21 protein-coding genes and 1 pseudogene are annotated in these 26,179 nt (G+C 47.4%); 5 read left to right on the forward strand and 17 right to left on the reverse strand.

The genetic code is table 11. The features are described 5' to 3' along the window. Window positions 1-55: 55 nt before the first annotated feature. The 5 genes from alaS to MHB43_RS25420 form a co-directional block, all read right to left on the reverse strand. The gene (gene alaS, locus MHB43_RS25400) at window positions 56-2,677 is read right to left on the reverse strand and encodes an alanine--tRNA ligase (protein WP_339178785.1); all 2,622 of its coding nucleotides are present in this window, start codon (window positions 2,675-2,677) and stop codon (window positions 56-58) included. A gap of 436 nt (window positions 2,678-3,113) precedes the next feature. Beyond that, window positions 3,114-4,181 carry an AI-2E family transporter gene (locus MHB43_RS25405; protein ID WP_076212453.1) on the reverse strand — a complete coding sequence of 356 codons (1,068 nt, stop codon included), beginning with the start codon at window positions 4,179-4,181 and terminating at the stop codon, window positions 3,114-3,116. A gap of 294 nt (window positions 4,182-4,475) precedes the next feature. Next, window positions 4,476-4,685 carry a hypothetical protein gene (locus MHB43_RS25410; RefSeq protein WP_017686815.1) on the reverse strand — a complete coding sequence of 70 codons (210 nt, stop codon included), beginning with the start codon at window positions 4,683-4,685 and terminating at the stop codon, window positions 4,476-4,478. Window positions 4,686-4,695: 10 nt separating this feature from the next. Beyond that, a complete protein-coding gene (locus tag MHB43_RS25415) occupies window positions 4,696-5,217 on the reverse strand; it encodes a PRC-barrel domain-containing protein (RefSeq protein ID WP_017686814.1) in 522 nt (173 codons plus the stop codon). A 164-nt stretch (window positions 5,218-5,381) separates the two neighbouring features. Continuing rightward, window positions 5,382-6,533, reverse strand: coding sequence for a cysteine desulfurase family protein (locus MHB43_RS25420; RefSeq protein WP_339178788.1), 1,152 nt, complete (start codon window positions 6,531-6,533; stop codon window positions 5,382-5,384). Window positions 6,534-6,665: 132 nt separating this feature from the next. Here MHB43_RS25420 and MHB43_RS25425 point away from each other — a divergent pair, with 132 nt between their 5' ends. Beyond that, on the forward strand, window positions 6,666-7,040 hold the full coding sequence (locus tag MHB43_RS25425; RefSeq protein ID WP_339178791.1) for a hypothetical protein: 375 nt from the start codon (window positions 6,666-6,668) through the stop codon (window positions 7,038-7,040). 177 nt (window positions 7,041-7,217) lie between these two features. Here the strand turns inward: MHB43_RS25425 and cymR are convergent, their stop codons facing one another. Continuing rightward, entirely contained in the window at window positions 7,218-7,637 is a 420-nt protein-coding gene (gene cymR / locus MHB43_RS25430; protein WP_405130690.1) for a cysteine metabolism transcriptional regulator CymR, read from the reverse strand. Window positions 7,638-7,958: 321 nt separating this feature from the next. Here cymR and mnmA point away from each other — a divergent pair, with 321 nt between their 5' ends. Further along, window positions 7,959-9,083: a tRNA 2-thiouridine(34) synthase MnmA gene (gene mnmA / locus MHB43_RS25435; RefSeq protein ID WP_036616942.1), complete on the forward strand. Its 1,125-nt coding sequence runs from the start codon at window positions 7,959-7,961 to the stop codon at window positions 9,081-9,083. Window positions 9,084-9,214: 131 nt separating this feature from the next. Here mnmA and crcB read toward each other — a convergent pair whose 3' ends face one another. From crcB to MHB43_RS25455, 4 genes are read right to left on the reverse strand one after another with little or no spacing between them, the layout of a single operon-like run. Continuing rightward, window positions 9,215-9,574 (reverse strand): fluoride efflux transporter CrcB, encoded by a 360-nt coding sequence (gene crcB / locus MHB43_RS25440; RefSeq protein ID WP_339178794.1) that lies wholly within the window; start codon window positions 9,572-9,574, stop codon window positions 9,215-9,217. Then, window positions 9,571-9,972, reverse strand: coding sequence for a CrcB family protein (locus MHB43_RS25445; RefSeq protein ID WP_339178797.1), 402 nt, complete (start codon window positions 9,970-9,972; stop codon window positions 9,571-9,573). Before MHB43_RS25445 ends, crcB begins: the two co-directional genes overlap by 4 nt. A gap of 32 nt (window positions 9,973-10,004) precedes the next feature. After that, a complete protein-coding gene (locus MHB43_RS25450; protein ID WP_133385886.1) occupies window positions 10,005-11,312 on the reverse strand; it encodes a replication-associated recombination protein A in 1,308 nt (435 codons plus the stop codon). 42 nt (window positions 11,313-11,354) lie between these two features. Beyond that, complete coding sequence (locus MHB43_RS25455; RefSeq protein WP_221824750.1) at window positions 11,355-12,245, reverse strand: LysR family transcriptional regulator; 891 nt, start codon at window positions 12,243-12,245, stop codon at window positions 11,355-11,357. A 136-nt stretch (window positions 12,246-12,381) separates the two neighbouring features. On the opposite strand from MHB43_RS25455, the gene MHB43_RS25460 reads away from it, so the two are divergent. From MHB43_RS25460 to MHB43_RS25470, 3 genes and pseudogenes are all read left to right on the forward strand, one after another. After that, window positions 12,382-13,125, forward strand: a complete 744-nt coding sequence (locus tag MHB43_RS25460; protein WP_405130691.1) for an SDR family NAD(P)-dependent oxidoreductase — start codon at window positions 12,382-12,384, stop codon at window positions 13,123-13,125. Between the two features lie 77 nt (window positions 13,126-13,202). Then, window positions 13,203-13,778 (forward strand): annotated as a pseudogene (locus MHB43_RS25465) (DMT family transporter); the annotation flags it as partial. Between the two features lie 67 nt (window positions 13,779-13,845). Then, window positions 13,846-14,025: an EamA family transporter gene (locus tag MHB43_RS25470; RefSeq protein WP_405130692.1), complete on the forward strand. Its 180-nt coding sequence runs from the start codon at window positions 13,846-13,848 to the stop codon at window positions 14,023-14,025. Window positions 14,026-14,150: 125 nt separating this feature from the next. Here the strand turns inward: MHB43_RS25470 and MHB43_RS25475 are convergent, their stop codons facing one another. From MHB43_RS25475 to MHB43_RS25505, 7 genes are all read right to left on the reverse strand, one after another. Continuing rightward, window positions 14,151-16,331 carry a HelD family protein gene (locus MHB43_RS25475; RefSeq protein WP_405130693.1) on the reverse strand — a complete coding sequence of 727 codons (2,181 nt, stop codon included), beginning with the start codon at window positions 16,329-16,331 and terminating at the stop codon, window positions 14,151-14,153. Window positions 16,332-16,557: 226 nt separating this feature from the next. Then, window positions 16,558-18,336 (reverse strand): ABC transporter ATP-binding protein, encoded by a 1,779-nt coding sequence (locus MHB43_RS25480; RefSeq protein ID WP_405130694.1) that lies wholly within the window; start codon window positions 18,334-18,336, stop codon window positions 16,558-16,560. A gap of 84 nt (window positions 18,337-18,420) precedes the next feature. Continuing rightward, on the reverse strand, window positions 18,421-19,719 hold the full coding sequence (locus MHB43_RS25485; RefSeq protein ID WP_405130695.1) for an NCS2 family permease: 1,299 nt from the start codon (window positions 19,717-19,719) through the stop codon (window positions 18,421-18,423). Window positions 19,720-19,962: 243 nt separating this feature from the next. Beyond that, window positions 19,963-20,721: a ThiF family adenylyltransferase gene (locus MHB43_RS25490; RefSeq protein ID WP_145324006.1), complete on the reverse strand. Its 759-nt coding sequence runs from the start codon at window positions 20,719-20,721 to the stop codon at window positions 19,963-19,965. A 17-nt stretch (window positions 20,722-20,738) separates the two neighbouring features. Further along, window positions 20,739-22,517, reverse strand: coding sequence for an aspartate--tRNA ligase (gene aspS / locus MHB43_RS25495; RefSeq protein ID WP_076329184.1), 1,779 nt, complete (start codon window positions 22,515-22,517; stop codon window positions 20,739-20,741). A 217-nt stretch (window positions 22,518-22,734) separates the two neighbouring features. Continuing rightward, window positions 22,735-23,988 (reverse strand): histidine--tRNA ligase, encoded by a 1,254-nt coding sequence (gene hisS / locus MHB43_RS25500; protein ID WP_405130696.1) that lies wholly within the window; start codon window positions 23,986-23,988, stop codon window positions 22,735-22,737. Between the two features lie 785 nt (window positions 23,989-24,773). Further along, window positions 24,774-26,042, reverse strand: coding sequence for an SEC-C metal-binding domain-containing protein (locus MHB43_RS25505; RefSeq protein ID WP_405130697.1), 1,269 nt, complete (start codon window positions 26,040-26,042; stop codon window positions 24,774-24,776). Between the last annotated feature and the right edge of the window lie 137 nt (window positions 26,043-26,179).

Raw genomic sequence — 26,179 nt, forward strand, 5'->3', positions numbered from 1 at the left:
TTCTGACTGCCACAAGTAAACAAAGGATAAGGCAATTGTGTTTTTTGCTTGTCCTTTACTGGCTAACCAGCGAAACCGCCAGTTTCAGCGCTTCATCCAGCTTGGTCGCATCCTTACCTCCGGCTTGCGCCATATCTGGACGTCCACCACCGCCACCGCCGCATACTGCTGCGACTTCTTTGACGATTTTACCAGCGTGTAGTCCTTGTTTTACTTGTTCAGCAGGTACAGCTACAACAAAATTCACTTTGCCGTCCGCTGGAGCACCCAATACGAGTACCGCGTTAGGCAATTTTACTTTCAACTCATCTGCCACTGTACGCAGCGCATCCATGTTCGGAGCATCTACGCGTGCTGCCAGCAATTGTGTATTTCCTGCTTGTACCACTTGATCCGTCAATTGACCCGCTTCCATGGCACTCAGCTTGCTTTGCAGGGATTCAGTCTCTCTGGCTGCTTCTTTCAGTTGTTGGTTCAGACCTTCAATCCGTTTAGGTACATCAGCCACATTGGCTTTGAGCAGTGCTGCTGATTGTTTGAGCAGTTCCAACTGGCTTTCCACATACAGATATGCGCCGCGGCCAGTTACAGCTTCGATCCGGCGTACGCCGGAGCCAATTCCGCTCTCGCTCACCAGTTTGAAGATTCCGATCTCTGAAGTATTATTTACGTGACAGCCGCCACAAAGTTCCAAACTGTAGTCTCCGACTTGAACGACACGCACAATATCTCCATATTTTTCACCAAACAGGGCCATCGCACCCATTTCTTTGGCTTCATCAATAGCTTTCAGCTCGATGTTCACGTTCAGACGATTCCAGATCTGTTCGTTCACCTGACGCTCAATCTCTGTCAACTCTTCCGGCGTAATGCTGCCGAAGTGAGAGAAGTCAAACCGCAGACGCTGTGGCTCAACGAGCGATCCCGCCTGATTTACGTGAGTTCCGAGCACATCTTTGAGTGCTTTGTGCAGCAAATGGGTAGCTGTATGGTTTTTGATAATGTCACCACGTTTGGCTGCATCTACTTCAGCACGGATAACTTCACCCACACGCAATTCACCGGACTCTACCGTCACCAGATGAACGTGTTGTCCCTGCGGAGCTTTGAACAAACCTTGTACTTTTGCTGTTACACCAGCACCTCGCAGCAAGCCCTGATCACTCACTTGACCGCCACTTTCCGCGTAGAACGGAGTTTTGTCCAGAACAACCTGACACGTTTGTCCTTCGCCTACAGATTCAACAAGGGCGTCACCAGCTACGATGGCTACCACTTTTGCTTCCGTCAACAGGTCAGTATAACCAACAAACTCACTTTTAACCTCCAGGTCAGCAAGTGGTCCGCCTTGAACTTTCATGCTCTCGTTCTCTTGACGCCCAGCACGTCCAAGCTCACGCTGTTTCTGCATGGAAGCATCAAAACCTTCACGGTCCACAGTCAGACCATGCTCTGCTGCATAATCTTCTGTCAGGTCAAACGGGAAACCGTACGTATCATACAGTTTGAAAGCTTCAGGTCCGCTAATAACTGTGCGTCCTTCGGATTTGGCTGTGCCGCTGATATCAGCCAGAATAGCCAGACCATCTGTGAGTGTTTCGTGGAAACGCTCTTCCTCGGTTTTGATCACTTTAGCGATGAACTCCTGTTTGTCTACTACCTCAGGGTAGTACATGCCCATTACTTCACCAACGGTTGTTGTCAGTTCATACAGGAATGGACGGTCAAGTCCAAGTACTTTTCCATAACGAACTGCACGGCGAAGCAAGCGACGGATGACATATCCGCGTCCTTCATTACTTGGCAGAACGCCATCACCTACTGCAAAAGCAACCGTACGGATATGATCGGCAATGACTTTCAGTGCAACATCAATCTCGACGCTGTCGTTATATTTCACACCCGCAAGAGCAGCTGTTCTCTGAATCATAGGTTGGAACAGGTCTGTGTCGAAGTTGGAATCCACATTTTGCAGAATGGAAGCAAAACGCTCCAAACCTGCACCTGTATCAATGTTTTTGTTAGGAAGCGGTGTGTAGCTACCATCTTTGTTATGGTTGAACTGGGAGAATACCAGGTTCCATACTTCCAGATAACGTTCGTTTTCCCCACCTGGATACATTTCAGGATCACTCATGTCGTTTCCGTAAGCTTCGCCGCGGTCATAGAAGATCTCGGTACAAGGTCCACATGGGCCTTCGCCGATATCCCAGAAGTTTTCATCCAATTTAATGATACGCTCAGCAGGCAGTCCTACTTTTTCGTTCCACAGTTTGAAAGCTTCTTCATCTTCTGGATATACCGTTACGGAAAGACGTTCCGGATCGAATCCGATCCACTCTTTGCTGGTCAAGAATTCCCACGCCCATGTTACGGTCTCTTCCTTGAAGTAATCTCCAATAGAGAAGTTGCCGAGCATTTCGAAGAACGTATGGTGACGACGGGTTTTACCAACATTCTCGATATCATTGGTACGGATACATTTTTGGGAGTTCGCAAGGCGCGGGTTCTCTGGCTTCTCACGTCCGTCAAAATAAGGTTTGAGCGGTGCCATACCCGCATTGATCCACAGAAGGGAAGGATCGTTGTGAGGCACGAGCGATGCGCTCGGCTCGATTTTGTGACCTTTACTTGCAAAAAATTCTATCCATTTGGACCGGATTTCACTGGCTTTCATACTGGATGCCCCCATTAAATTATAATAGTCCGTTGCGTATTCGCTCCGGTTGGTCAACATTTTTTTTTGTAAAAATAAACACAAAAAACGCCCCTGAATAATCAGGGACGATGTTATCGCGGTACCACCCTGGTTATTGCTGTTTATCCCTTGCTGCCCGGACAAACAAACAATCTCCTCGTTCATGCGAAATAACGGTCGCTCCCGGCAGGGTTGTCCTGCACTCCGAAATTAGCTTTCCGCCGCATCATCTTTCAAGACTCTTCCAGCCATCAGTTCAGGCTCACCCTGATCCGATGAAGTCTATTCTCTGAGGAAAGGAACCCTCGGCGTACTTTATTTCATCATCGATTTCATGTTCTCAACATACACACTCATTATATCGATAGCACAAGCGGGTGTCAACGCGGCCTCGTTGATGTTTTACCCCTGCTATTTAGTCGGTCCTTCGTTTGATGTAATAGGCAAAAAAGTGTTGCACAATCACCTTCAGCACGGCAAAAACAGGTACTGCCAGAATTAAACCTACAATGCCTGCCAATTCACCTCCGACGAGCAGTGCAAATATAATCGACAGTGGATGCAGATGCAACGTACGTCCCACCACCTGAGGAGAAATAACGTTGCTCTCCAACACTTGGCACAGTGTGTTCACAATGACAACAAGTAGCACCATTTTGAACGATACGGTTGATGCCATGACCACAGCAGGAGCAGCTCCAAGGAACGGCCCCAAGTAGGGTACAATGTTAAACACAGCTACAATGCTTGCAAGCAGCAGGGCATACGGCATATCAATGACGATATAACCAATGTAGGCAAAAATACCAACAATGACACAGACAATAAACTGTCCCCGAATGTAGTTCCCCAGTGCAGTATCGATCTCTTTCATCACCGAGACAATCGCTTTACGACGTGAACGCGGAAGATACGCCACAATGGTGCGCTCAAACACCTCAAAGTCTTTTAACATATAAAAGATCAGAAATGGCACGATAAACACATTGAATAACACATTAATCGTGGCCCCGATATTGTCCATGAGCACAGTAATTCCCTGAGTTAGTCGATCCTCCATCTGAAAAAACCAACTGTTCATGCCTGTTCGCACACTTGGCGGCATTAATTTGTGATCCATATTGTTCATCAGGCTCTGGGCACGCATGGACAGTTCCGGCATATGCTCGTTGAGTTCCCCCAGCTGTTCAATCAATACCGGAATGACATTCATCAGAATGACACCGAGGCAGGTCAGGAAAAAGGCATATATGAGTAGTACCGCAATCGTACGCGGCACCTTGCGCCCTCCCAGCATGCTGACAATCGGATTGAGTACATAGGATATAATAAGGGCTACGATAAAGGGTGCCAGCACTGTTTTCAGGAACGCATATATGTGAAGCAGTAAAGGCCGCAGCAGCCAGATAAAATATAAAATGATCAATCCGAGCAGCAGCCAGATCGCGTAACGGAACAGCTTGTTTTTGGTTAATTGCTCCACTTGCATCTCTCCTTTTGGACTGGCTCTGAGAGTCAGTATATGTAGGAAAGGTAATATTTATTAACACAGCCCAGAAGTGGAAAGGAGCAATCCGAACATTTTTTCTTAAATCCAAAAAACGCCCCCTTCATCAGAGAAGGAAGCGCATTTTGCTGCACGGGTTAGCATATAATCAACCATACACCAGCCGAACCACTATGTAACCGCATCTATATACATCTGCCAACAATTATCGACAGCCTCCCAGGACAGACATTGTCATGAAATCGCATATAGAGGAAGTTATCCTGCTTATTAAGAAGAAGCGTGAAGATGAGGGAAGTCTTGTGGCAGCTCGTCCCCGAAAAACAAATCATCCAGAGAACTCAGCGTACCGTCTTCTTCCACCTGATATACAGACATTTTCTCACCGTTCACCGTTAATTCGATAAAGCATCCCCAGCAATAAAACTGGTGGGAACCAATTTTCCCGATATCTTTGGAACTACAGTTTGGACATTTCATATTCATTCACCTATCCATTAACAGAATGAATGGCATTTTCCAAGCGTTGTTCACTCAGCGACGGCACCATAATGGCACTTTCCCCGATGGACATATCGCTTGTACATGGCAGCCATTTGCGGCCCTCGATCAGATCGGACACAAAACCGTCCGTAATTTCAATCCCTATTATTGTATTTCCCAACTCTTGGTCAAAATAAACATCGGAGACACGCCCAAGCAGCAAACCTTCTTCGGTGAGCACGGACATCTCCTTCAATTTAGACCGACCGAGGAGGTACGTGTATTTTATGTCGTCGGCTCCCGTCTTGCGGACAGCCTGTTGATTACGGATCATGACGGCATCTTCGCCGTAGGCAACGATATCTTGCCACTGCACGATTTTGACATGATTGGTAAACAGACCTTTGTTCTCAAGCTCAATGCCTTCGATCTCCCAATCATCATTCACAATGAAATCCTGGATTTTACCGACCTGCTTCCCGTCCTCAACATCAAAAACGGCAAGTCCGATCATTTCCTGAAGCTTCATCGCTGGGTCCCCCTCATCTTCTTATCATTAAATAGGCGCGGCGCTATTGCTAGGTATGCCCAAAGTTGATGAGTGGCAATCAGACGCCGATCATCAAAACCGCTTCTATCCAACCGATGAAATGGAACTTCTTCCCTCCTTCTGTTCCATGTGTAAAGTTCCCCTTAGGGTCTATTACGCAGTCGTCCAAGAATGGTTCCAATTTTTTCGGCGGTTATCATGATTTCTTCCGTAGTATTACCCAATCCCCAGCTAAATCGAATCGCAGAGTGTAAAAATGTTTCAGGCAATTTCATCGCTTTCAGCACATGAGAGACTTCAAGTGAACCGGAAGTGCAGGCAGAACCGCTTGCAACAGCAATCCCTTCCATATCCAGATTCATTAACATCGTCTCTGTGGACACTTCGGGAAAGCTGATATTCAGGATGTTTGGCAGCGTATGCTCCAGGTGTCCATTCACGTGAAAGTGCTCCGTCCCCACATGAATTTCAAGCTGTTCCAACAAAAGTTTACGCAATTCCGAATCATGCTGACGATGCGCCTCCGTCTGTGCTGATGCAATCTTGAGCGCCTCTGCAAATCCGGTAATACCTGCGATATTCTCCGTACCAGCGCGACGCTGACGCTCTTGCAACCCACCGTGAGCTCTTGCTTCCAGCACAATTCCTCGTCGTACATAGAGTGCGCCCACGCCCTGAGGTCCGTTGATTTTATGTGCAGAGAAGCTGATCAGATCCACAGGCAGTTCCTTACAGGAAATATTCTGGCTGCCCAGAGCCTGAACTGCATCGGTATGGAAAAGGATATTATGCTGACGGGCAAGCTCACCCACCTCGCGGATCGGCTGAATCGTGCCTACTTCATTGTTGGCATACATCATGGTGATTAACACCGTATCCGGTCGAATGGCCTCTCGCAACTCATCCAGATTTATTCGTCCATGACGATCAACAGATAGATAGGTTACTTCATAACCTTGCCGCTCTAATTCCTGACAGGTGTGCAAAACAGCATGGTGCTCAATTGCGGTCGTAATGACGTGTTTCCCCTTATCCTGTCTGGATGAGGCTGCTCCAAAGATTGCCAGATTGTCGCTCTCCGTGCCGCCTCCGGTGAATACCAGTTCGTCCGGGAAACAGCCCAAAGACGCCGCAATGACATCCCTTGCTCCGCTGACAGTCCGTTTGGCCTCACGCCCAAAGGCATGGATACTTGATGCATTGCCAAATTGTCCTGTCATGACGTTCATCATCGCTTCTGCGACTTGTGGATGCATAGGTGTCGATGCGGCGTGATCCAAATAAATTCGTTTCATTTATCTTCACCCCGTTATATGTTAAATTTCTATTTGATGGCAAACTGTCAAAATTGGAAACTGAAACGGATGCTCTATTGTCACATCTTCGTGTATAATGTTCTATATCCATTTCAAAAAGGAGAGAGAGACATGAGTGATCCCATTCTCGGGCAGATTCTGAATCAGCTTCAACAAATGGACAAACGATTCGACAGCATTGATGGACATCTTGGAAAAATAGACCACCGGCTTGATGCTATGGAAGAGAGGCTTGGTGCCGTAGAGAGCAGACTAGACACTGTCGATGACAGACTTAATGCTATTGAGGAACAAACTAAAAACATTCCGCTTCTTCATCAAGCTGTTCTGGAAACATTGACCGTTACGAAACGTCTTGACGCTTCCCAATCCGCCTCTGAACGCAAAGTAACTACCGAATTGAATACCCATCAGCACAGCATTGATATTTTGAATCGCCGTCAGTTACGCATGGAAGCTGATATAGAAACCTTAAAAAGTCGCTGATTTACAAGTGATCCAGTTAAGTTCACACTTGACCATCTTGTAAATCCCGCGGCTGAATACATAGCCCTGCTCAATTAAAATAATCTGTAGAAATTGAAGAACAAAGTACCCATTGGCATGTCTAAAGCCCCCAAGTTGGGGGCTTTATTGTGTCTTCTGTGATGCGAATTAGTGACCTTAAATGTAGAACATATAGCTATCTTTTTTGTCCTGATCCTGGAAGGTAATCAGGTCTTTCAGTGTTGTGGAATCCAATACTTCCGCAATCCCGTCACGAATACGCAACCACAGATCACGTTTCGCCGGATCATCTTCCTCCGTGAAGTCTACTGGAGAGATTGGCCCTTCCAGTACACGGATTACATCGCCTGCAGTCAAGGTTGCAGGATCACCCGCAAGGATATAACCGCCGTAAGCACCTCTAATGCTTTTCACCAGTCCTGCATTACGCAGTGGAGCAATCAGTTGCTCCAAGTAATGCTCCGAGAGCTGGTTGCGCTCAGCAATGCTTTTAAGTGATGTAGGGCCTTCGCCTATTCTGGCAGCAAGCTCCATCATGATTGTGAGGCCGTAACGGCCTTTTGTCGATATTTTCAAAGGAGTCACCTCTTTCAATTTTCAGAAACGATTGGAAACTTTATATTTAATCCTATGGTCCATGACCGTATGTTTCACGATCTGTCCACAGCGGAGATGCATTGAGATTAGCATAAACCTTCTAATCCTCCGTATTCCGATCATAACCCTCAGCTAATGTTAACATATCTGCATGCTTTATGGAAAAGAAAGATTGACGATATTCCAAAATGTGCGCCTGTGGTGGACACTATCCAAAATTGGCCGGGTGTATCGTATCTTGAGTCCGGTTATGCTAGAATAAGAAACGAAACACATTTATATATAGAAATGGTGATAACGATGTCCAAAACAATTGAAAATACACGGGTCGTCGTTGGCATGTCCGGAGGTGTCGATTCTTCCGTTACCGCACTGCTGCTGAAAGAGCAAGGGTACGATGTCATCGGCATTTTCATGAAAAACTGGGATGACACCGACGAGTTCGGCCACTGTACCGCTGAAGAAGATTCAGAGGATGTACGCCGTGTATGCGAACAGATCGGCATTCCTTACTACACTGTCAACTTCGAGAAAGAGTATTTTGATAAAGTATTTACCTATTTCCTTGATGAATATAAGTCGGGTCGCACGCCAAATCCGGATGTCATGTGTAATCGTGAAATCAAATTTGGTGAATTCCTGAACAAAGCTCTGGATCTCGGCGCAGATTATGTAGCTACAGGACACTATGCTCGACTGATTGAAGAAGATGGCACCCTCAAGTTGCTGCGTGGTGTGGACAACAATAAGGATCAAACGTATTTCCTTAACGCACTCAATCAGAACCAGCTGTCCAAAGCCATGTTCCCAATTGGTCATCTGCCCAAACCGGAAGTGCGCAAAATCGCAGAAGCGGCTGGTTTGTATACTGCCAAGAAAAAAGACAGTACAGGTGTCTGCTTCATCGGTGAGCGCAATTTCAAAGAGTTCCTGAGTAATTATCTGCCTGCCAAAGGCGGAGACATGGTTGATATCGCAACTGGTGAAGTCAAAGGCCGCCATGACGGTCTGATGTACTACACACTTGGACAGCGCCAAGGTCTGGGCATTGGTGGTTCCGGCAATGGTGAACCCTGGTTCGTTGCAGACAAGAATCTGGAGAAGAATCAACTGCTTGTTGTTCAGGGCGATGCCCATGCAAGCCTGTACTCCACTGGTCTTACCGCAACGGGTGTGAACTGGATTGCTGGTGCAGAGCACATGCCTAATGTGCCATACCGTTGTACTGCCAAATTCCGCTATCGTCAGCCGGATCAAGGTGTAACATTGACTTGGCAAGAAGATGGAAGTGTCGATGTACAATTTGACCAGCAGCAAAAAGCCATCACGCCAGGACAAGCCGTTGTTTTCTACGACGGAGAGGTCTGCCTGGGTGGGGGTACGATCGATCAGGTGCAAAAAGTACCTGTACCCGCAATGCAATAATAGAGCTTGTCCATTAAAATGCGGATTATACACAATACCGTGTATCCCTATAAAAAAAGCCGTCTTTCATGTATACCATGAAGGATGGCTTTTTTCCTGCTTTTTTTTGCAAAAAAATAAAAAATAGTTCGTTATGCAGTCAACCAGACTCCTGCCCAGGCGGCCAACACCCCAACTAGAACCGAACTGACAACGTAGAGCGCCGCGCTTGCGTATCGTTGTCGACCCATAAGTCCTAACGTTTCATAACCAAAGGTAGAGAACGTGGTGTACGCACCGCAAAATCCGGTTCCCCAGATCACCCAGATTCCATCTGAGATCATTGCAGATTGATGCCACCCGTATAACAGCCCAAGCAGCAGTGAACCACTGACGTTGATGATCCATGTTCCCCATGGAAAAGCCGTTCCCAGCAAGCCAGAGACCCATTTTCCCAGACTATAACGCAGTACCGCACCCAGCACACCTGCAAAACCAATCCACAGGATCATGAGGCATCACCCTCTTGTCTTTGTGCTGCCAACATACGCTGTCCAAGGCTCATACCCAGCGCACAGAGCAACAACCCTGCCAACAGACTTACGATCATATAAATAGCGGCACTGATCCATTCGCCCCCTTCGGATAAACGAACAATATCCAGTATAAACGTGGAGAATGTCGTAAATGCGCCAGTAAAACCTGTACCAATCGCCAGTCGAAGTTGTGGTGTTATTTTGCCTGGAACAGCTATGGTAAAGAACCAACCCAAAAAAAGGCTGCCCATCGCATTGATTAGCAGCACTGCCCAAGGGAACCCTCCGTGGACAGTTGGTATCGCTAACTGTATGGCATATCGGGTCAATGTACCAAGAAATCCGCCCGCCCCTATATACAAAAGCTCTTTCATGTTGTGTGCATCTCCCGAGTGATCTGTCTGTCTTACAGTTCTCTGCGCCGCTGTTGGTTCAGCCTGATCTTCGATTCGTTGCCCTGCTCCGTTGCCTCATAGAATACTCTCCGTGAGAGCTGCTTTGGCAAATATTCTTGCTTCACGTAATGCCCCGGGTAGTTGTGTGGATATTGATAGCCCTCATGTCCAAGTTTTACAGCACCCGAGTAATGCGTATCTCGCAAGTGAAGCGGAACTTCTGCCGATTTCACCTCATCAATCGCGTTCATGGCTTTGGAAATGGCGGTGTACACCGCATTTGATTTTGGACTTTCGACCGCGAACAGAATCGCTTGTGCAATGTTCAGCTTGGCTTCGGGCCAGCCGTTATTTCGGTACGCATCAAGTGCTCCAATCGCCTGAGTCATGGCTTGCGGGTTCGCAAGTCCAATATCTTCACTGCTTGCTGCAATCAGGCGCCGAATGAAGGTCATCGGGTCCATGCCGAGCTTCTCCACCGCGTATAGAAACCAGAACAGCGCCGCATCACTGGAACCCCGAATACTTTTGTGAAATGCAGACAGCACATCATACTGTGTGGATTCATCCGCCTTAACAATCGGTCGCCGAATAGACTCTTCTGCCACACCAAGCGTAATATGAATGGACCCATCCTTCTCCGGTGGCGTCGTCAACGCAGCCAGTTCAAGCGCATTAAGCGCACGCCGAATATCCCCGTTGGCCATCGTGGCAATATGTTCAAGCGCCTCATCGTCCGCCTGCAGCTCCATGAACCCCAGACCTTTGTCCGCATCACTCAATGCTCTGCGCATTGCAATTAGGGAATGATCCTTATTTAGCGATTCTAGCTGGAACAGAGTGGAACGGCTCATCAAGGCTCCATTGACATAATGAAAGGGATTCTCTGTTGTTGCGCCGATAAAAATAATCGTGCCCTTCTCTACCGCTGGCAATAGCGCATCCTGACGTGAACTGTTAAACCGATGTACCTCGTCGAGGAACAAAATGGTTTTCGTTCCATACAGCTGTTTGTTCGTTTGGGCCTGTTCGATGACTTCACGCACATCCTTGACGGAAGCTTCCACTGCATTCAGACGTACGAACTGTCCTTGCGTTTGCTGAGAAATAATATGTGCCAAGGTAGTCTTGCCACATCCCGGCGGGCCGTATAACAAGATGGACGAAATCTGATCAGCCTCGATGGCGCGCCGGAGTAATTTCCCTGGTCCAATAATATGTTCCTGTCCAATATATTCATCCAGATGCTCTGGCCGCATGCGGTCCGCGAGCAATCTAGCTTGTGGTTTTGAGTCCTGTTGAAACGAAAATAAATCCATTGCTCATCACTTCCTTAACGGATTGCCTTGCCTTGATTACAATTACACTTCTGATGGTTCTCCACTCTCTATCATATCATACTCTCGCGGTAACATAGCCATAAATGCATGAAGTGCACTGCTGACAAAGGCATCCTTGCGAGTAATAAAATGAGTCATCATGCGATTCATACCTACGGGGAGTGTATGCGTGCGTAATAATCCATTTTTGATCTGATGCCTAATCACAATCTCTGGTAATAAGGAAATTCCCATGCCGGACGTAACCCCACTAATAATCGCTTCAAGGGTTCCGAATTCCATAATTACTGGGCGGGTAACACCACCCACCTCTAACCATTCCTCCAAAACCTGACGATAGGAACACCCCATGCTGTAGACAAGAATGGGTTTACTCTTAAGATCTTCATCCGTAGGACCCATACCAGAATAAACAACAAATAGTTCCTCATCAAATACGGGAATAGAAACGATGTCGGGATGATCACAGGGACAACCAATGAAAGCCCCTTCCAATTCATACCCAATAACCTGATCCATAAGCATCTGCGAATTGCCAGTAACCAGTGACAAGGAGACATCTGGATACTGTTTATAATATCTGACGAAAAGTTCAGGTAGTCGCACGGCCGCTGAGGTTTGTGTAGACCCTATTCGCATTGGACCCGATGGTGTGCTCTTCGCCCGAAGCGCCTTGGAAGCATCATTCAGCAAACCAATAATTTTATCTGCATAGGTCAGCAGCATCTCTCCGGCTGGAGATAACGTCATGCCTCGGTTATGACGAATGAACAACGTTGTACCTACTTCTGCTTCCAGATGCCGGATTCGTGCCGTTACGTTGGATTGAACATACCCCAGTTTAGAAGCAGCTTTGGTCAGATTCCCTTCCTGTGCAACACACTGAAATATTCTAAGATCCCCGCTCTCCATGGTCCCCCCACTCTGACATCATTCAAAATGATATCGGCTTCATTACCAATCATTATACTTCATGTGTAAACCGAACTACAATTCATGTAGATCCCAAACCAGTCATCTGACTGGTTGATGATAAGGAGTGTTCAGCATGACATACTGGAAAAATAGAGTTGCTCTAATCACAGGTGGTGGAACAGGTATAGGTCGTGCTGTAAGTGAGATGCTCGCTGAACGCGGAGCCTTGGTCGCTGTCAACTATTCCCGCTCACAAGATGCAGCAAGAGAGACTGTTCAACACATTTTGGATACAGGAGGCCATGCATTCGCCGTTCAAGCTAATGTTGCCAATGATCTTGATGTCCGGCGGATGTTCACTACAATAACTGAAACCTATGGCCCGATCACTGCCCTTGTAAATAACGCCGGAATCACACACCATATCCCCATGCACGATCTGGAGTCTGTTACAGATGACATTTGGAATGAGCTGGTTGATGTGAATGTGAAAGGCATGTTTCATTGCGCTCGTGCAGTGACGGAAGGTATGAGACAGGCTGGCGGTGGCTCTATCGTGAATTTGGGCAGTATCGCAGGCAGTACGGGTTCGGGCTCCTCTCTCCCATACGCCGTCTCCAAAGCGGCAGTTCACGGTCTAACTTTATCACTTGCGCACGCACTCTCACCACACATTCGGGTGAATGCTATCGTCCCTGGCGCAGTTGCTACAAGGTGGTGGGCTGGAAATGAGGAGCGAATGTATCGTCTTGGTGGAGAAGTGTTATTACAGCATATTGCCTCACCTGAAGATATCGCACACATGATCTGTGCTGCGCTGGAACAGCAATCCATGACCGGGCAACTAATTACTGTAGATAGCGGACAGACGTTATGAGCTCCAGTCATGATAAAGATACCCGGATTATACAACCCTTGAAGTATACAATTTTGATCATTTTGACAACGCTAATCATGGGTACTTCTTTTCCAGTTGGCAAGATCGGCATGTTATATGCCCCACCTTTCCTGCTCATGGGCATACGTTATATACTGGCAGGTGGCTTGATGGCCTTGTTCCTTCGTAAACGTCCTTTGCCTACTGGATGGCAGTCTTGGTTGAAAATAATCCTCATTGGTCTGTTCCAATCCGCAGGAGTGATGGGCTGCGCCTACTACAGCATGAACTGGATTACATCCGGTGAATCCGCCATTATTACGTTTACCAATCCGCTACTGGTCATTATCCTCAGTGCTCTCTTATATAGAGTGACCTACCGTTTTAGTCAGTGGATCGGTGTTATACTCGGTTTCATCGGGATAATGTTAACTTTTGGATGGCAGATGAGCTTTAGCCCCGGAACCTGGATTGGATTTGGTGGAGCGATCTCCTTTGCCGTTTCCACATTGCTCATCAAACGCTGGGGCAATGGCTACGATACTTTTGTCTTAACAGCCTATCAGATGCTCGCGGGAGGTGCTGCGCTTCTTCTGCTGAGCGTATGGACTGAACAGCCTCACTTTATAATGAATACCACCTCGGTTATGGCGCTGCTCTGGTTAACGCTTGTTTGCTCCATCATCCAGTTCTCACTCTGGTTTTATTTGCTGCAGAATAGTGACCCCCGCCCAAACCAGTTCGTATCTGTTTCTGGCACCGTTCTTTGGTGTATTATCGAGTTGGATTTTACTAGGAGAACACGTTCAATGGTTTGCATTAGCAGGTGGTTTATTTATTGGTGTTGGCATATTCCTGGTGAACCGTCGCTCATCCAGAATGAGAAATAGCGTAACATAAACTTGAACTCCTCCATCGTCCTTCGTCGGAAGATTAAGCAATTCTCGCACAAAAGCAGAAAAAGGCATGCGCTTATGGGACTTTCCCATGAACGTCATGCCTTTTGTTGTATAAACAAACTTTATCTAACCAAGCTCTGGCCAACCTTGAATGGTTACAGGCTCGCCATCGGGATTATGTGTTGCAGCCGCATAGATCGGCAGTTCACCGTCATGGAACAACCACAATTCGTGCAAGGCCCGTGTACAACCAACGTACAACAGCTTTGCATCACCTGCATTTGGCAAATAATGCTTCTGATCTACGTCTGCCACAATAACGGCATCAAACTCCAACCCTTTAGACAGATAGACCGGTAAAACGGAGTGCCCACCTGTGTACTGCTTTTTGCCACCATCGATCAAGTTTAGATCCCAGCCTGCGGCCTGTAGGTCACGGTGAAGTTCCTCTGCTTCATGCAGTGTACGAGTCAGGATGGAGACCGTTCGGTAGTCTTTGACCGTTAACACCTTCAAAGCCTGCTCCAGACTCGCTGTCCGCCCTTCGCCTCCATAAGCCAACGTCCGAACCGGATCACCACTACGGAAAACAGGAATCGCCGTAATCCCGCTCTTGACGCCACGTTCCAGGATTGTATTGGCATAATCGATAATTTCCATTGTTGAACGATAACTTCGGGTCAATGCAAAGTATGCATTCTGTTCCTCAGGAAATAGAGAACTCATCTCTTCCCACGCATGAACACCACGGTACTCATGAATGCCTTGAGACAAGTCGCCCAGTATAGTGAAGGAATGCCCTTTGACGAACTGATCCAATAACGCCACATGAAAAGGAGAAAAGTCCTGTGCTTCATCAATCACGACATGATCAAACCGCTCCGAACCCTCAATATCATGGACCAATGTATGAATGTATACCAATGCAGGCAGATCCTCTTCACGGACGATATCCTGTTTCAGATCTGCTGCCGTTTGTTTCATTACGCCTTTGGGGATAAGCCCGCTGAACGAGGCTGGCACAGAACCACCCTTTGCAGCTTTAAACAGCTGTTTATATAACGTAAGCGGCTCGTATTGCGGCCATTTTTTGGCATAAGCTTTCTCACGAGTAGATGCTTTTTTCTTACGCTCTTTGCGCACAGCTTCTGGCATCGGTTTCTTAAGTTCCATCTCAATCCAGCGGTGAACCCGCGCCATGACCCGCTCTTTGCGTTTGGCCAGTGGATAATGTTTGTATTCCTCACCGAACCAGTTCTCGATCTCCGTCTTGCTGAGCACCTTACCATCCCATGGACTGAAGTCCATATCCGGTACGGAATCCGCTTCCATGCCCGACAGCCACTCTCGAATAAGCTCCATGAAACGGATCGATCCTTTGTAACGTCCAGGTACATCATCATTCAATTCAGGCCGCGCATCTGGTGTTTCGAACCAGGTGTTCAATGTATCCGACGTATTCGCCAAAGGCATATCCAGCCCCAGCAGGTTCATCGCCCAATCCGGGAATGTCCGCTGCTGGATGTCCCCTACTCCAAGTTCCGGAAGCACATCAGAAATGTAGTCCAGGAACATATGGTTGGGTGCAAAAATAACCATTTTCTCCGCAGATACCTGCTCCTTGTACTGATATAGCAAAAAGGCAAGCCGATGCAGGGCAACCGTTGTTTTCCCGGATCCAGCCACACCTTGAATAATTAATGCGGTATTTCGCGCCGCACGAATAATTAGATCCTGCTCCGCCTGAATCGTCGATACGATATCACGCAGTTTGTTGTCCTTGTTCTCTCCCAGACGATAAACGAGGAATTCATCAGATACCGCTGGTTGGTCGCTGTCACGGTTATATGTATCCGCCACACGTTCCAATATCCGCTGCCGAATGACAACGTTTCGTTTCAGATATACGAGACCTTCGATAAGCCCTTCCGGGGCTTCATACGTAGCGGAGGCTTCCCCTCCCGTAAATGAGTAAAACAGGCTTGCGACAGGAGCACGCCAGTCGATGACGAGCGGATGCTCTCCCACCTCTTCGCGGTCTACGCCGATTTTGCCAATATACAGCGGTTTCCGTGCACCACTGCCCTGTTCTTCGAAATCCAAGCGTCCGAAATAGGGTTGCTGCGCGCTCTTGGACAAGGCGGTGCGGCGCTCTTCGCGTCCAGCTTCCAGCACTTGTTCTGTGAAGTCGTGGCCGGTGTATACCGGAATGTTCTGCAGTCGTTCCAACTGACTGTCCACTTCCTCCATCGTTCGCTCTAACCTGTACTCTTCTTCTTGATAGGCACTTTGAAAGCTGTCTGACATGTTTCAGTTACCTCCTAAGAATATGTTTTGCTCTGCATCGCCAATCACTGACGACGCAAAAGGATACCCACTATATCATATTGATGTGTAAAAAGCTACAGCAACCTGGGAATCTCATAAAAGAAAACCGTTGCTCACGCTCGTACTGAACGAATGAACAACGGTCTTAAGTTGAACTATTTTTGAACCTTATCTTTGAAAAACAGTTATCGATCTAGTTCTGACTTCAATCTTGCCCTTCCTGTGCCACAAACTGTTTCTGCGCTAATTCACGGTATACCGGATGACTGCTGATCAATTCCGCATGAGTTCCTGTTCCGGTAACATGTCCATGCTCCAATACAACAATCTGATCGGAATCCACCACAGTGGACAATCGGTGCGCGATCACGATCGTAGTTCTGCCTTCCATCAGGTTGGATAAAGCCTGTTGTACTTCATACTCTGAGGTACTGTCCAGACTGGATGTCGCTTCATCCAACATAAGAATATCCGGACTGCGCAGTAAGGCACGAGCAATAGCAATCCGCTGACGTTGGCCCCCGGATAACTTGATTCCCCTCTCGCCCACTTCCGTGTCATAGCCCTGTGGCAGCTTGTCGATAAAGTCTGCCGAATACGCCATCTCTGCCGCTGTTCTGATCTCATCCATCGTGACCTCACGGTTTAATCCGTAGGTCATATTATCTCGGATTGAACCCGCCATGAGGGGACTTTCCTGAGACACATACCCGATCTTACTGCGCCAAGAAGACAAAGAATAATCCGTTATCGCTTGTCCCCCATATGAAATATGGCCTGAATCGGGCATATAGAACTGCTCCATCAAAGAGAACAGTGTTGATTTGCCGCTACCGCTGGGACCGACAATGGCTGTCACTTTTTGTGTAGGTACCGTCAGATTGATCCCGTGCAGCACTTCCTCACCTGTGACATAGGAAAAGTGTACATCATGGAATGCAATCGTCTCATTTCCTTTTGGTGCTACCTTAGTGCTGTCATGCGGCTCTTCCTCATCGGCAAGGATAGCTTGTATGCGCTCCGTTGCACCTACAACTTTCTGTAAACGGGAGTATAACGTCGTGAATTGTCCCATTGGCATAATGACCTGGAACAACAGTAATATGAACGCGACCAGTTCACCCGGTGACAGCATGCCAGACGCTACACGCATTCCCCCGACACCCAGAATAACGACCAGTACGGCAGTCATGACAAATGTAAACAAGGGACCGATCAAAGCAAGAATGCGTGCTTCCTGCAAGCCAAAAGCAAACATTTTACGAATCCGGGAATCCCCTGCTTCCACTTCCTGCTTTTCCGTACCGTAGGCTTTGACCAAACGGATCTCGCCAATAACCTGACTGAGCACGGACGTAAGACCTGCCATCTCGTCCTGTTGTTTCTTGGAGATCTTGTACATCTTCTTACCCACAGGCAGAAGAATTAGCAGCGTAAGTGGAACCAAACTCAGAATAATGAGCGACATCACCCAATCCAAGTAGAACAGTAATGCCACACCACCCACAACGGCAACAATGTTGGATACAAAAGACACCAAATAATCTGCGATCAACGTCATGATCTGGCTTGTATCATTTGTAATCCGGCTCATCGTATCGCCTGTCCGATTGCGATCGAAATATGGCATTCGCAGCGACAATACCTTGTTCCACAGCTTGGTGCGAAGCGTCGCGACCACGCGTTGTCCGGCGTAATTCAACATATAAATGCTGATACCCGAAGCAATCGCTTGAATCACAAATGCCCCGAGTAACAATAAAATAACAGATTTGTTCAGTGCCGAAGTGGTAAGTCCATCAATCAAACCTTTGGTCATCAGTGGCACAATCAGTCCGGCCGCCGTTTGAATCAGGGTTAAAATGAGGGCCAGAATCAGGATCAGTTTTGGCGGGTTCGTAGAAGCGATAAGCTTGACGAAATCCTTGAATCCCTTTTTTCCTACCTTCGGTTCATTCTGCCCTGTTTGTTGCTGCTCTTCCATTCCCGTTCCTCCCGTTCTCCATCTGTTCACCAGAGATCATACGTATGAAGTTACATGACGTTGCCTTTTGTTGTTAACACAGCTTTACAAGATACCATGTAACACAAAATTGGCTAAAAAGAGGATGGAAATGCCATACATGACCACAGGTACCTGCTTACCTTGACCTGCTGTCAGCTTCGCTAGTGGATAGGCAATAAACCCAAACGCCATACCGTCCACGATGCTATATGTAAATGGAATCATGACCATGATCAGAAATGCCGGGAATGCCTCTGTAAAGTCACCAAAATCCATATCTTTCACACCTTGCACCATCAGGCCACCAATAATGATCAAAATGGGAGCAATTGCACTGTCCGGAATGTAACCGAGCAGCGGGATGAAGAAAAAAGTAGCCCCAAATAACACGGCTGTAACGAGCGGGGTCAAACCTGTGCGACCGCCTGCGGCAATTCCAGCTGTAGTCTCGGCTGCAGCAACTGGAGGACTACTTCCGAATATACCTGCCAGCACGGTACTAATCGATAGGGCGCGAAGACTTCCTTTGAACCGCTCTGGACGACCAATCATCTGTGTCTGAGCCGTAATTAATCCGATATTTTCGAACACCACAATCAGCAGTAGCAAAAATACTGCGATCCAGAATGCAACATCAGCCAGCTTCATCAAAGACAATTCGCCAAACAACCCACCGTATTGACGCAGCGCATCCATCGCTGATACGGACTCGCCCGGGTTTACTGCTCCAAGTACATAGGCAAGACCTGTCCCGACCAGAATACTGATGAGAAGTCCACCCTGCACGTTACGTATAAATAAAATCAAGGCAATCACCAGTGTAACGCAGGCTGTAATGACGTTCGGATCATTGAAGTGCCCAATCGCGACAAATGTGGTCTGGTGCGCAATAACGATTCCACTTTTTTGTAAACCGATAAATGTCAGAAACAAACCAATCCCGACCGTAATGCCATGCTGCAGATTTTTCGGGATCGCTTCGCTGATCATTTTGTATAGTGACGTAAACGCAACAATGGCAAACAGTATACCTGTAACGGTTACAACGGCCAGCGCTTCTTGCCAGCTTAATTTCATGGAATGTACAAGTGTATACGTGAAAAATGCATTAATCCCCATGCCAGGCACAACGATAATCGGTGATTTTCCGCCAAATGCCATGAGCAAACAGCCTGCAATGGACGTCAGCAGGGTTCCAACCATGGCCGCCTGCAAGGGCATTCCGGCATCGGAAAGAATTGTAGCATTGACCATAACGATATAGACCACGGCAAAATAGGAAATGGCTCCCGCCACAACTTCCTTTTTCCACTGGTCTCCTGGCTCCATGCCAAGACGTCTGGTCATCCATCCGTGTTTCATTTCGTTCTATTCCCCTCTCTCTAGCCGCAAATTCATTATGTATGTATCATCATTTCGCGCAGCAGTGAATATCATACACGGTTTTGACTTTGAAGTACATGACGTAACTCTGACATTTATCTATGAATACAGTTCAGCTATCATAGACGATTGACGTCCCATCCGCTCCTCTCTTGCGAAGTATGATCACACAAAAAAGCGCAGATGCCTTGTCGGCATCCACGCTGTTCTGTTGGCAGCAAGTTACTGCTGCTTGTTCTCTGCAATTTCTAACAAATCCTTAATCGCAACACTGACCATAATCAGTCCAGCTACCGGAGGCACAAATGAGTTACTCGCAGGTGGCTGTTTGGCCTTACGAATTTCCGGAGCATTCTCGGGAACGATTTTCTGTGTTACGTCCTCACGCGGCTTCATCGGTTTTTCAGTCGAGAAGACCACTTTCACGCCTTTTTTGATGCCGTCTTTACGAAGTGTGGTACGCACAACACGGGCAATCGGGTCCATGGTCGTTTTCGAAATATCCGCAACCTGGAATTTCGTTGGATCCATTTTATTCGCCGCACCCATGCTGGAGATCATCGGAATTTTACGTTTCAGGCACTCTTTAATGAGATGGATTTTGTAGATAATCGTGTCGGATGCATCCAGCACATAATCCAGTTCATATTTGAACAATTCCTCATACGTTTCTTCCGTGTAAAACATATTCAGGGCAATCGCATCACATTCCGGATTGATCAGTTTCACACGTTCCACCATCAGATCCGCTTTTTTCTGCCCTACTGTCGTGGTCAGCGCATGAATCTGGCGGTTAATGTTGGTGATGTCCACAACGTCTTTATCAATCAGGATGATGCGACCTACACCGCTGCGGGCAAGAGCTTCTACAGCAATTCCACCTACACCGCCAATACCGAGCACGGCTACTGTACTATTCTTCAATGTGTTCAGACCTTCAGGTCCGATCGCAAGTTCTGTTCTTGAAAATTGATGGAGCATTGAGAATCGATGCCTCCTTATTTCTTTTCCGCTACCGGTTTACGGGCTACACGGATGTGAAGTTGTTCCAATTGAGAATCATCCACTTCGGAAGGTGCATTCATGAGCAGATCCGTTGCACTTGCCGTTTTCGGGAAGGCAATCGTTTCACGCAGATTCGTACGACCCGCCAGCAACATCACAAGACGGTCCAGACCAAAGGCAATACCACCATGCGGTGGAGTTCCATATTCGAATGCTTCCAGCAAGTAGCCGAATTTCTCATTCGCTACTTCTGGTGAGAGTCCAAGGGCAGCAAACATCTTCTCTTGAACATCACGTTTGTAGATACGCATCGAACCACCACCTACTTCATAACCATTGAGAACAAGGTCATAGGCTTGAGCGCGGATTGCACCCGGATCAGTGTCAAAGAGATGTACATCTTCATCTTTTGGACGTGTGAACGGATGGTGTTCTGCCACATAACGCTTGGCATCTTCATCATATCCGAGGAGTGGGAAGTCCACAACCCAAGCAAATTTGAATTTGCTATCATCGATCAATCCAAGTTGACGGCCGATTTTCAGACGCAGTGCGCCAAGAACGTCAGCAACCACTTTTTTCGTGTCTGCGGAGAAGAGCAGCAAGTCCCCATCTTCAGCACCAGTACGTTCTTTGACCGCTTCGATTTCTTCAGGCGTGAAGAACTTCACGATTGGCCCTTTGAACTCGCCGTCTTTCACTTGAATCCAAGCCAGACCTTTCGCACCGTAACGTGCCGCAAATGGTCCGAGATCATCGATCTCTTTACGACTCCATGTGCCACAGCCTTTAGCGTTCAGCACTTTCACTTCTCCACCTTTTTCGATGACAGAAGCAAATACTTTTACACCACTGTTCGCTACGATATCGTTCATTTCAACCAGTTCCATACCAAAGCGCAGATCTGGTTTGTCTGAACCGTATTTGCCCATTGCATCTGCATACGTAATACGTTGGAAAGGTAGTTCCAGCTCAATACCTTTGGTTTCTCGCAGCAATTTGGCCATCAGTTCTTCCATCATTGGCAGCAGGTCATCCTGTTGCAAGAAAGAAGTCTCGATGTCGACTTGAGTGAATTCTGGTTGACGGTCTGCACGCAGATCCTCATCCCGGAAACAACGAGCGATCTGATAATAACGCTCAACGCCACCCACCATCAGCAACTGTTTGTAGATTTGTGGGGATTGTGGCAAGGCAAAGAATTCACCTTCATGCACACGGCTCGGTACGAGATAATCACGCGCACCTTCCGGGGAGCTCTTAGTCAGGATCGGTGTTTCCACTTCAACGAACTCTTCTCCATCCAGGTAGTCACGGAACACTTTGGATGCTTTGGAACGCAGTTTCAATGTTTCGAACATTTCCGGACGACGCAGATCCAGGTAACGATATTTCAAACGAAGGGATTCATCAACTTCGACACCATCTTCAATGAAGAATGGAGGTGTTTTTGCCGCGTTCAGCACTTCGATTTCTGTAATTTGAACTTCAATTTCGCCTGTAGGCAGGTTTTTGTTCACTGTTTCTGCATCACGTTTAACAACTTTACCCGTTACAGCGATAACATACTCGCTACGTACGCGATCTGCGATTTGCAGAGCTTCACCGGAATAAGCCGGGTTAAAGACAACTTGTACAATCCCGCTGCGATCACGCAGGTCGATGAAGAGTACGCCCCCCAAGTCACGGCGGGTCTGAACCCAACCGTTCAATGTTACTGTTTCACCGATGTGTGCGGGTGTTAATGCGCCGCAATGATGACTTCTTTTCATAACCAAACTCCTCATTATGTGAATTTCCGTTCTGTATGGGCAGTCAGTGCCTGCTCTTCAACAGTCCGGTTACGTGTAGACCATGTATTCGAAAAGGCATGTTACCTCTGGCTCGCCAACTTCTTCCAATTAGTCAGAAACGTCAGTGAACCTCAGTGATTTTGCCGGATCAATTGTTTTACTTGAATGTTTTAAGATTTAATGCAACACTTCGTGCTTATTTACCCTCGCGTATAGCCCCTACCAGATCATCCAGCTTCACAGTTTGTTGGTCACCTGTATCCATCGACTTGAGGGCAATCTCACCACGCTCCAGCTCGTCATCACCAAGGATGGCAGTATAGCGGGATTTGAAACGGTCAGCTGATTTCATCTGTGCTTTCATCTTGCGGCCCAGATAATCGCGTTCCCCAGACAGTCCAGACTGACGAAGTTTGAACAACAGACGGTTCACTTCACGATCAGCTGCCTCTCCCAGAGCAACAAAATACACATCCAGTGGAGCCAGCGTAGTAACCTCAATGTTTTGATGCTCCAGAATCAGTTGAATACGCTCCAGACCAATACCGAAGCCGATGCCAGGCTGATCAGGTCCGCCGATATCTCCAACCAGACCATTGTACCGACCGCCGCCGCCAACCGTATCGATTGCTCCAATCCCTTGGGCTTTTAATTCAAACGCAGTCAGTGTGTAGTAATCCAAGCCCCGCACCAGACGATTATTCACAGCATAATCCACACCGAAATCATCCAGGTATGACTGCAGCTTGGCAAAGTGGTTCAAAGACTCTTCATCCAGGCTATCCAGTATGGACGGTGCCCCTACGAATTTGTCCTGATCGACTTTGCAGTCAAGTACACGCAGTGGATTGCGCTCCATGCGTGACTGGCAGTCCTTGCACAAGCTGTCTTTCATCGGTCTAAGGAATCCAAGTAACGTCTCGCGGTATTCTGCACGGCTGGTTGAGTTACCAACGGAGTTGATCTCCACTTTGACATCCTTCAAGCCGAGTTCTACGCACAACTGGTAGCCCAGTGCGATTACTTCCGCATCAATTGCCGGGTCCAGCGCACCGATGGCTTCTACGCCAAACTGGTGGAACTGACGCTGACGACCTGCCTGCGGACGCTCATACCGGAACATCGGACCGATGTAATAGAGCTTGCTCACATCCGGTTCACCGTAGATTTTATTCTCTACATACGCACGGACAACACCTGCTGTTCCCTCCGGACGAAGAGTCATGCTGCGATTGCCTTTGTCGTCAAAGGTATACATTTCTTTCTCAACGATATCGGTAGTCTCTCCTACACCGCGTACAAATAAAGAAGTCTGTTCGAAGATCGGTGTACGAATCTCACGGTAATTAAACCGTCGACACAGATCTCGTGCTTTTTCTTCTACGTACTGCCATTTCTCGACAACTCCAGGCAGTAAGTCCTGCGTTCCAGTCGGTTTTTGAAAAGCCATCTTGATCCCTCCAGCATTGATTTTTCTCTAAAAGTAATTCCAGAAATGTTACACTTGGCCACTCCGATTGTAGTACCATCTTTCGATCGCTGTTATCCCCAGATTATTTGAATTAATTTTCCAATGTGAAAATCCGGGGATAAAGGCGAACGCTTCGCTTCTACAGATTGGTTCTACAATCTCCGTTATGGTATAAATGTTAGAATCAACTTATATAACAAAAAAATCCCTCGCCCTGTCGCTGTATATACAGCAAACAAAGGGACGAGAGATTGTGTAATATACATTCACCCGTGGTACCACCCACATTCCGGAAACCTGACACTTTAGCCGTTCAGGTGATCTCTGTGATTCAGAATTGCCTAAGGCATTCTGATCAATCAGATATTCCGCTCTACGTGTAACGCACGTCCTGCGCAGGCCAGCTACTGGTCAAACAGATCATCTCTGCTGTGTTCACCGTCTGTTCTCGGGGAAGTCATTCGTCCGCTCATCAAGAGAATCCTTACAGCCTGGGGATTCCTCTCTGGTCATGTGGGCACGGAGTACTTGGTCCCGTCATCAAATCAGTATTATAGTTCAAAAATCGACTTGTATTGACTGTAGTCAACGTATTATTTTCTGATTGTAATGAACCGCAGTGCTAAAGTCAAGGGTTAACACGAAAAGATAGCTCTAGAAATTTTTGCTCACACACAGCATGGTATGAGGAGTCCACAGAAAATATGGCTAATAGAAGCTGAATTCATCATATGAATTCCAACTTCTATTCGCTTTTTATTCCTCTATTGTTGCAGCATCCACTTCAACAGATCCGGCGCGCTCGCCCATAAACGGGAATGCATAATGACATATTCAATCGCTTCGTCGGAGTCGCCCATTCCGACAAAGTCAGGGAGGTTATGCGGCAGCCGTTTCAAACCTAACAGGTAATCAGGCACATGTTTGTTCACACCCCGGGCCACACGGTACAGCATTTTGAGCTGGGAGGTGATTCCGTTTTTCTTATACTCCAGAATAATCTTGTCATAGGCAAAGGCCGTTGCGGCGTCACCTCTTCCATACTCCTCCAGCAATTGCTCTGCCTGATCCAATTGGTTACTGTACAAATACACAGCAGCGAGCAGGTAACGTGCTCCGGTATTGTCTTCCGTATTAAGCTCTAGCATATGCTCCAGGATCTGTGCTGCTTCTTTCGTATCTCCACCAAACCAGCAGGATTCGGCATAACTTTTACATATCCGGATATAGGGACGTGTCTCATGAAGCCCCCAGAAGTCCCCTTTGTTCTCCTCAAAGAACAGTTCGCCCAGTTCACGTTTGCCAGCAGCGATTCCTTCCTTGAGGTAAGATCGTGCATCATCCTCATTGTCCGATTCCTCAGCTAGAATAAGATACGCATCAGAGCTGTCAGGATACATCTCCAGCGCTGTTTCCGCCAGATGTACTCTCCGTTTGGAAGAGCTCGCTTCCCTCGCCTTAGACAGCAGAGCCTGTGCTTTGTCTTTCGATGTGCCTGGACCGTTCAGCATCAATAGCTCGTCCGTTTCACCGCCCATGCCGTATTCTTCGATGTAACTATTCATCTCCTTAACCTTCCGGGAGATCGTGCCTGTCGTTACCTCATATTTATCAGCCAGCTCAGCCTTTGAGACATTGAAGCCGTACTCCTCGGACAGCAAATACTCAATTGCAGCAGAGAACGAGCCTGTCTTCTTCACAGTAGGGCGGGTCTGACGGGAGTAGCCGTTCCATAGCACCAGAGCTTCCAAAATTACCTCTGGCTCGTATTGGTTCCTCATGTTCTCAATAGTCTGCAGGGCCAGCTGTTCGTGAGCCGGGTGCTCCCATTTCAAATCGCTTGCCACCATCTTTTTCAGCTTGGTCAAGGTCAGTTTGCTCTCAGGCTGAATGGAGGCTTCCCGAACCGGTTTCTCCGTTGATATTATCCCCAGTATGGATTCTACAGCAGAGGACTCCTTGTTCAGACAACATTTCTTATATTTTTTCCCACTACCGCATGGGCATAAATCATTTCTTCCAACCTTACTCAAAACTAATTCCCCCTTAAATCTGTCTCTAGCCATTCGCATGAGAACTCTGTTGCTTTAGCCTTGTAGGTGTCATTTCTCAAACGAGGCATTCTATATAACTTTCAAATTCCATCGATCAAACAGAAACGGCTGCCCCG

Source organism: Paenibacillus sp. FSL H8-0317, assembly GCF_045040685.1.
Lineage (GTDB): Bacteria > Bacillota > Bacilli > Paenibacillales > Paenibacillaceae > Paenibacillus.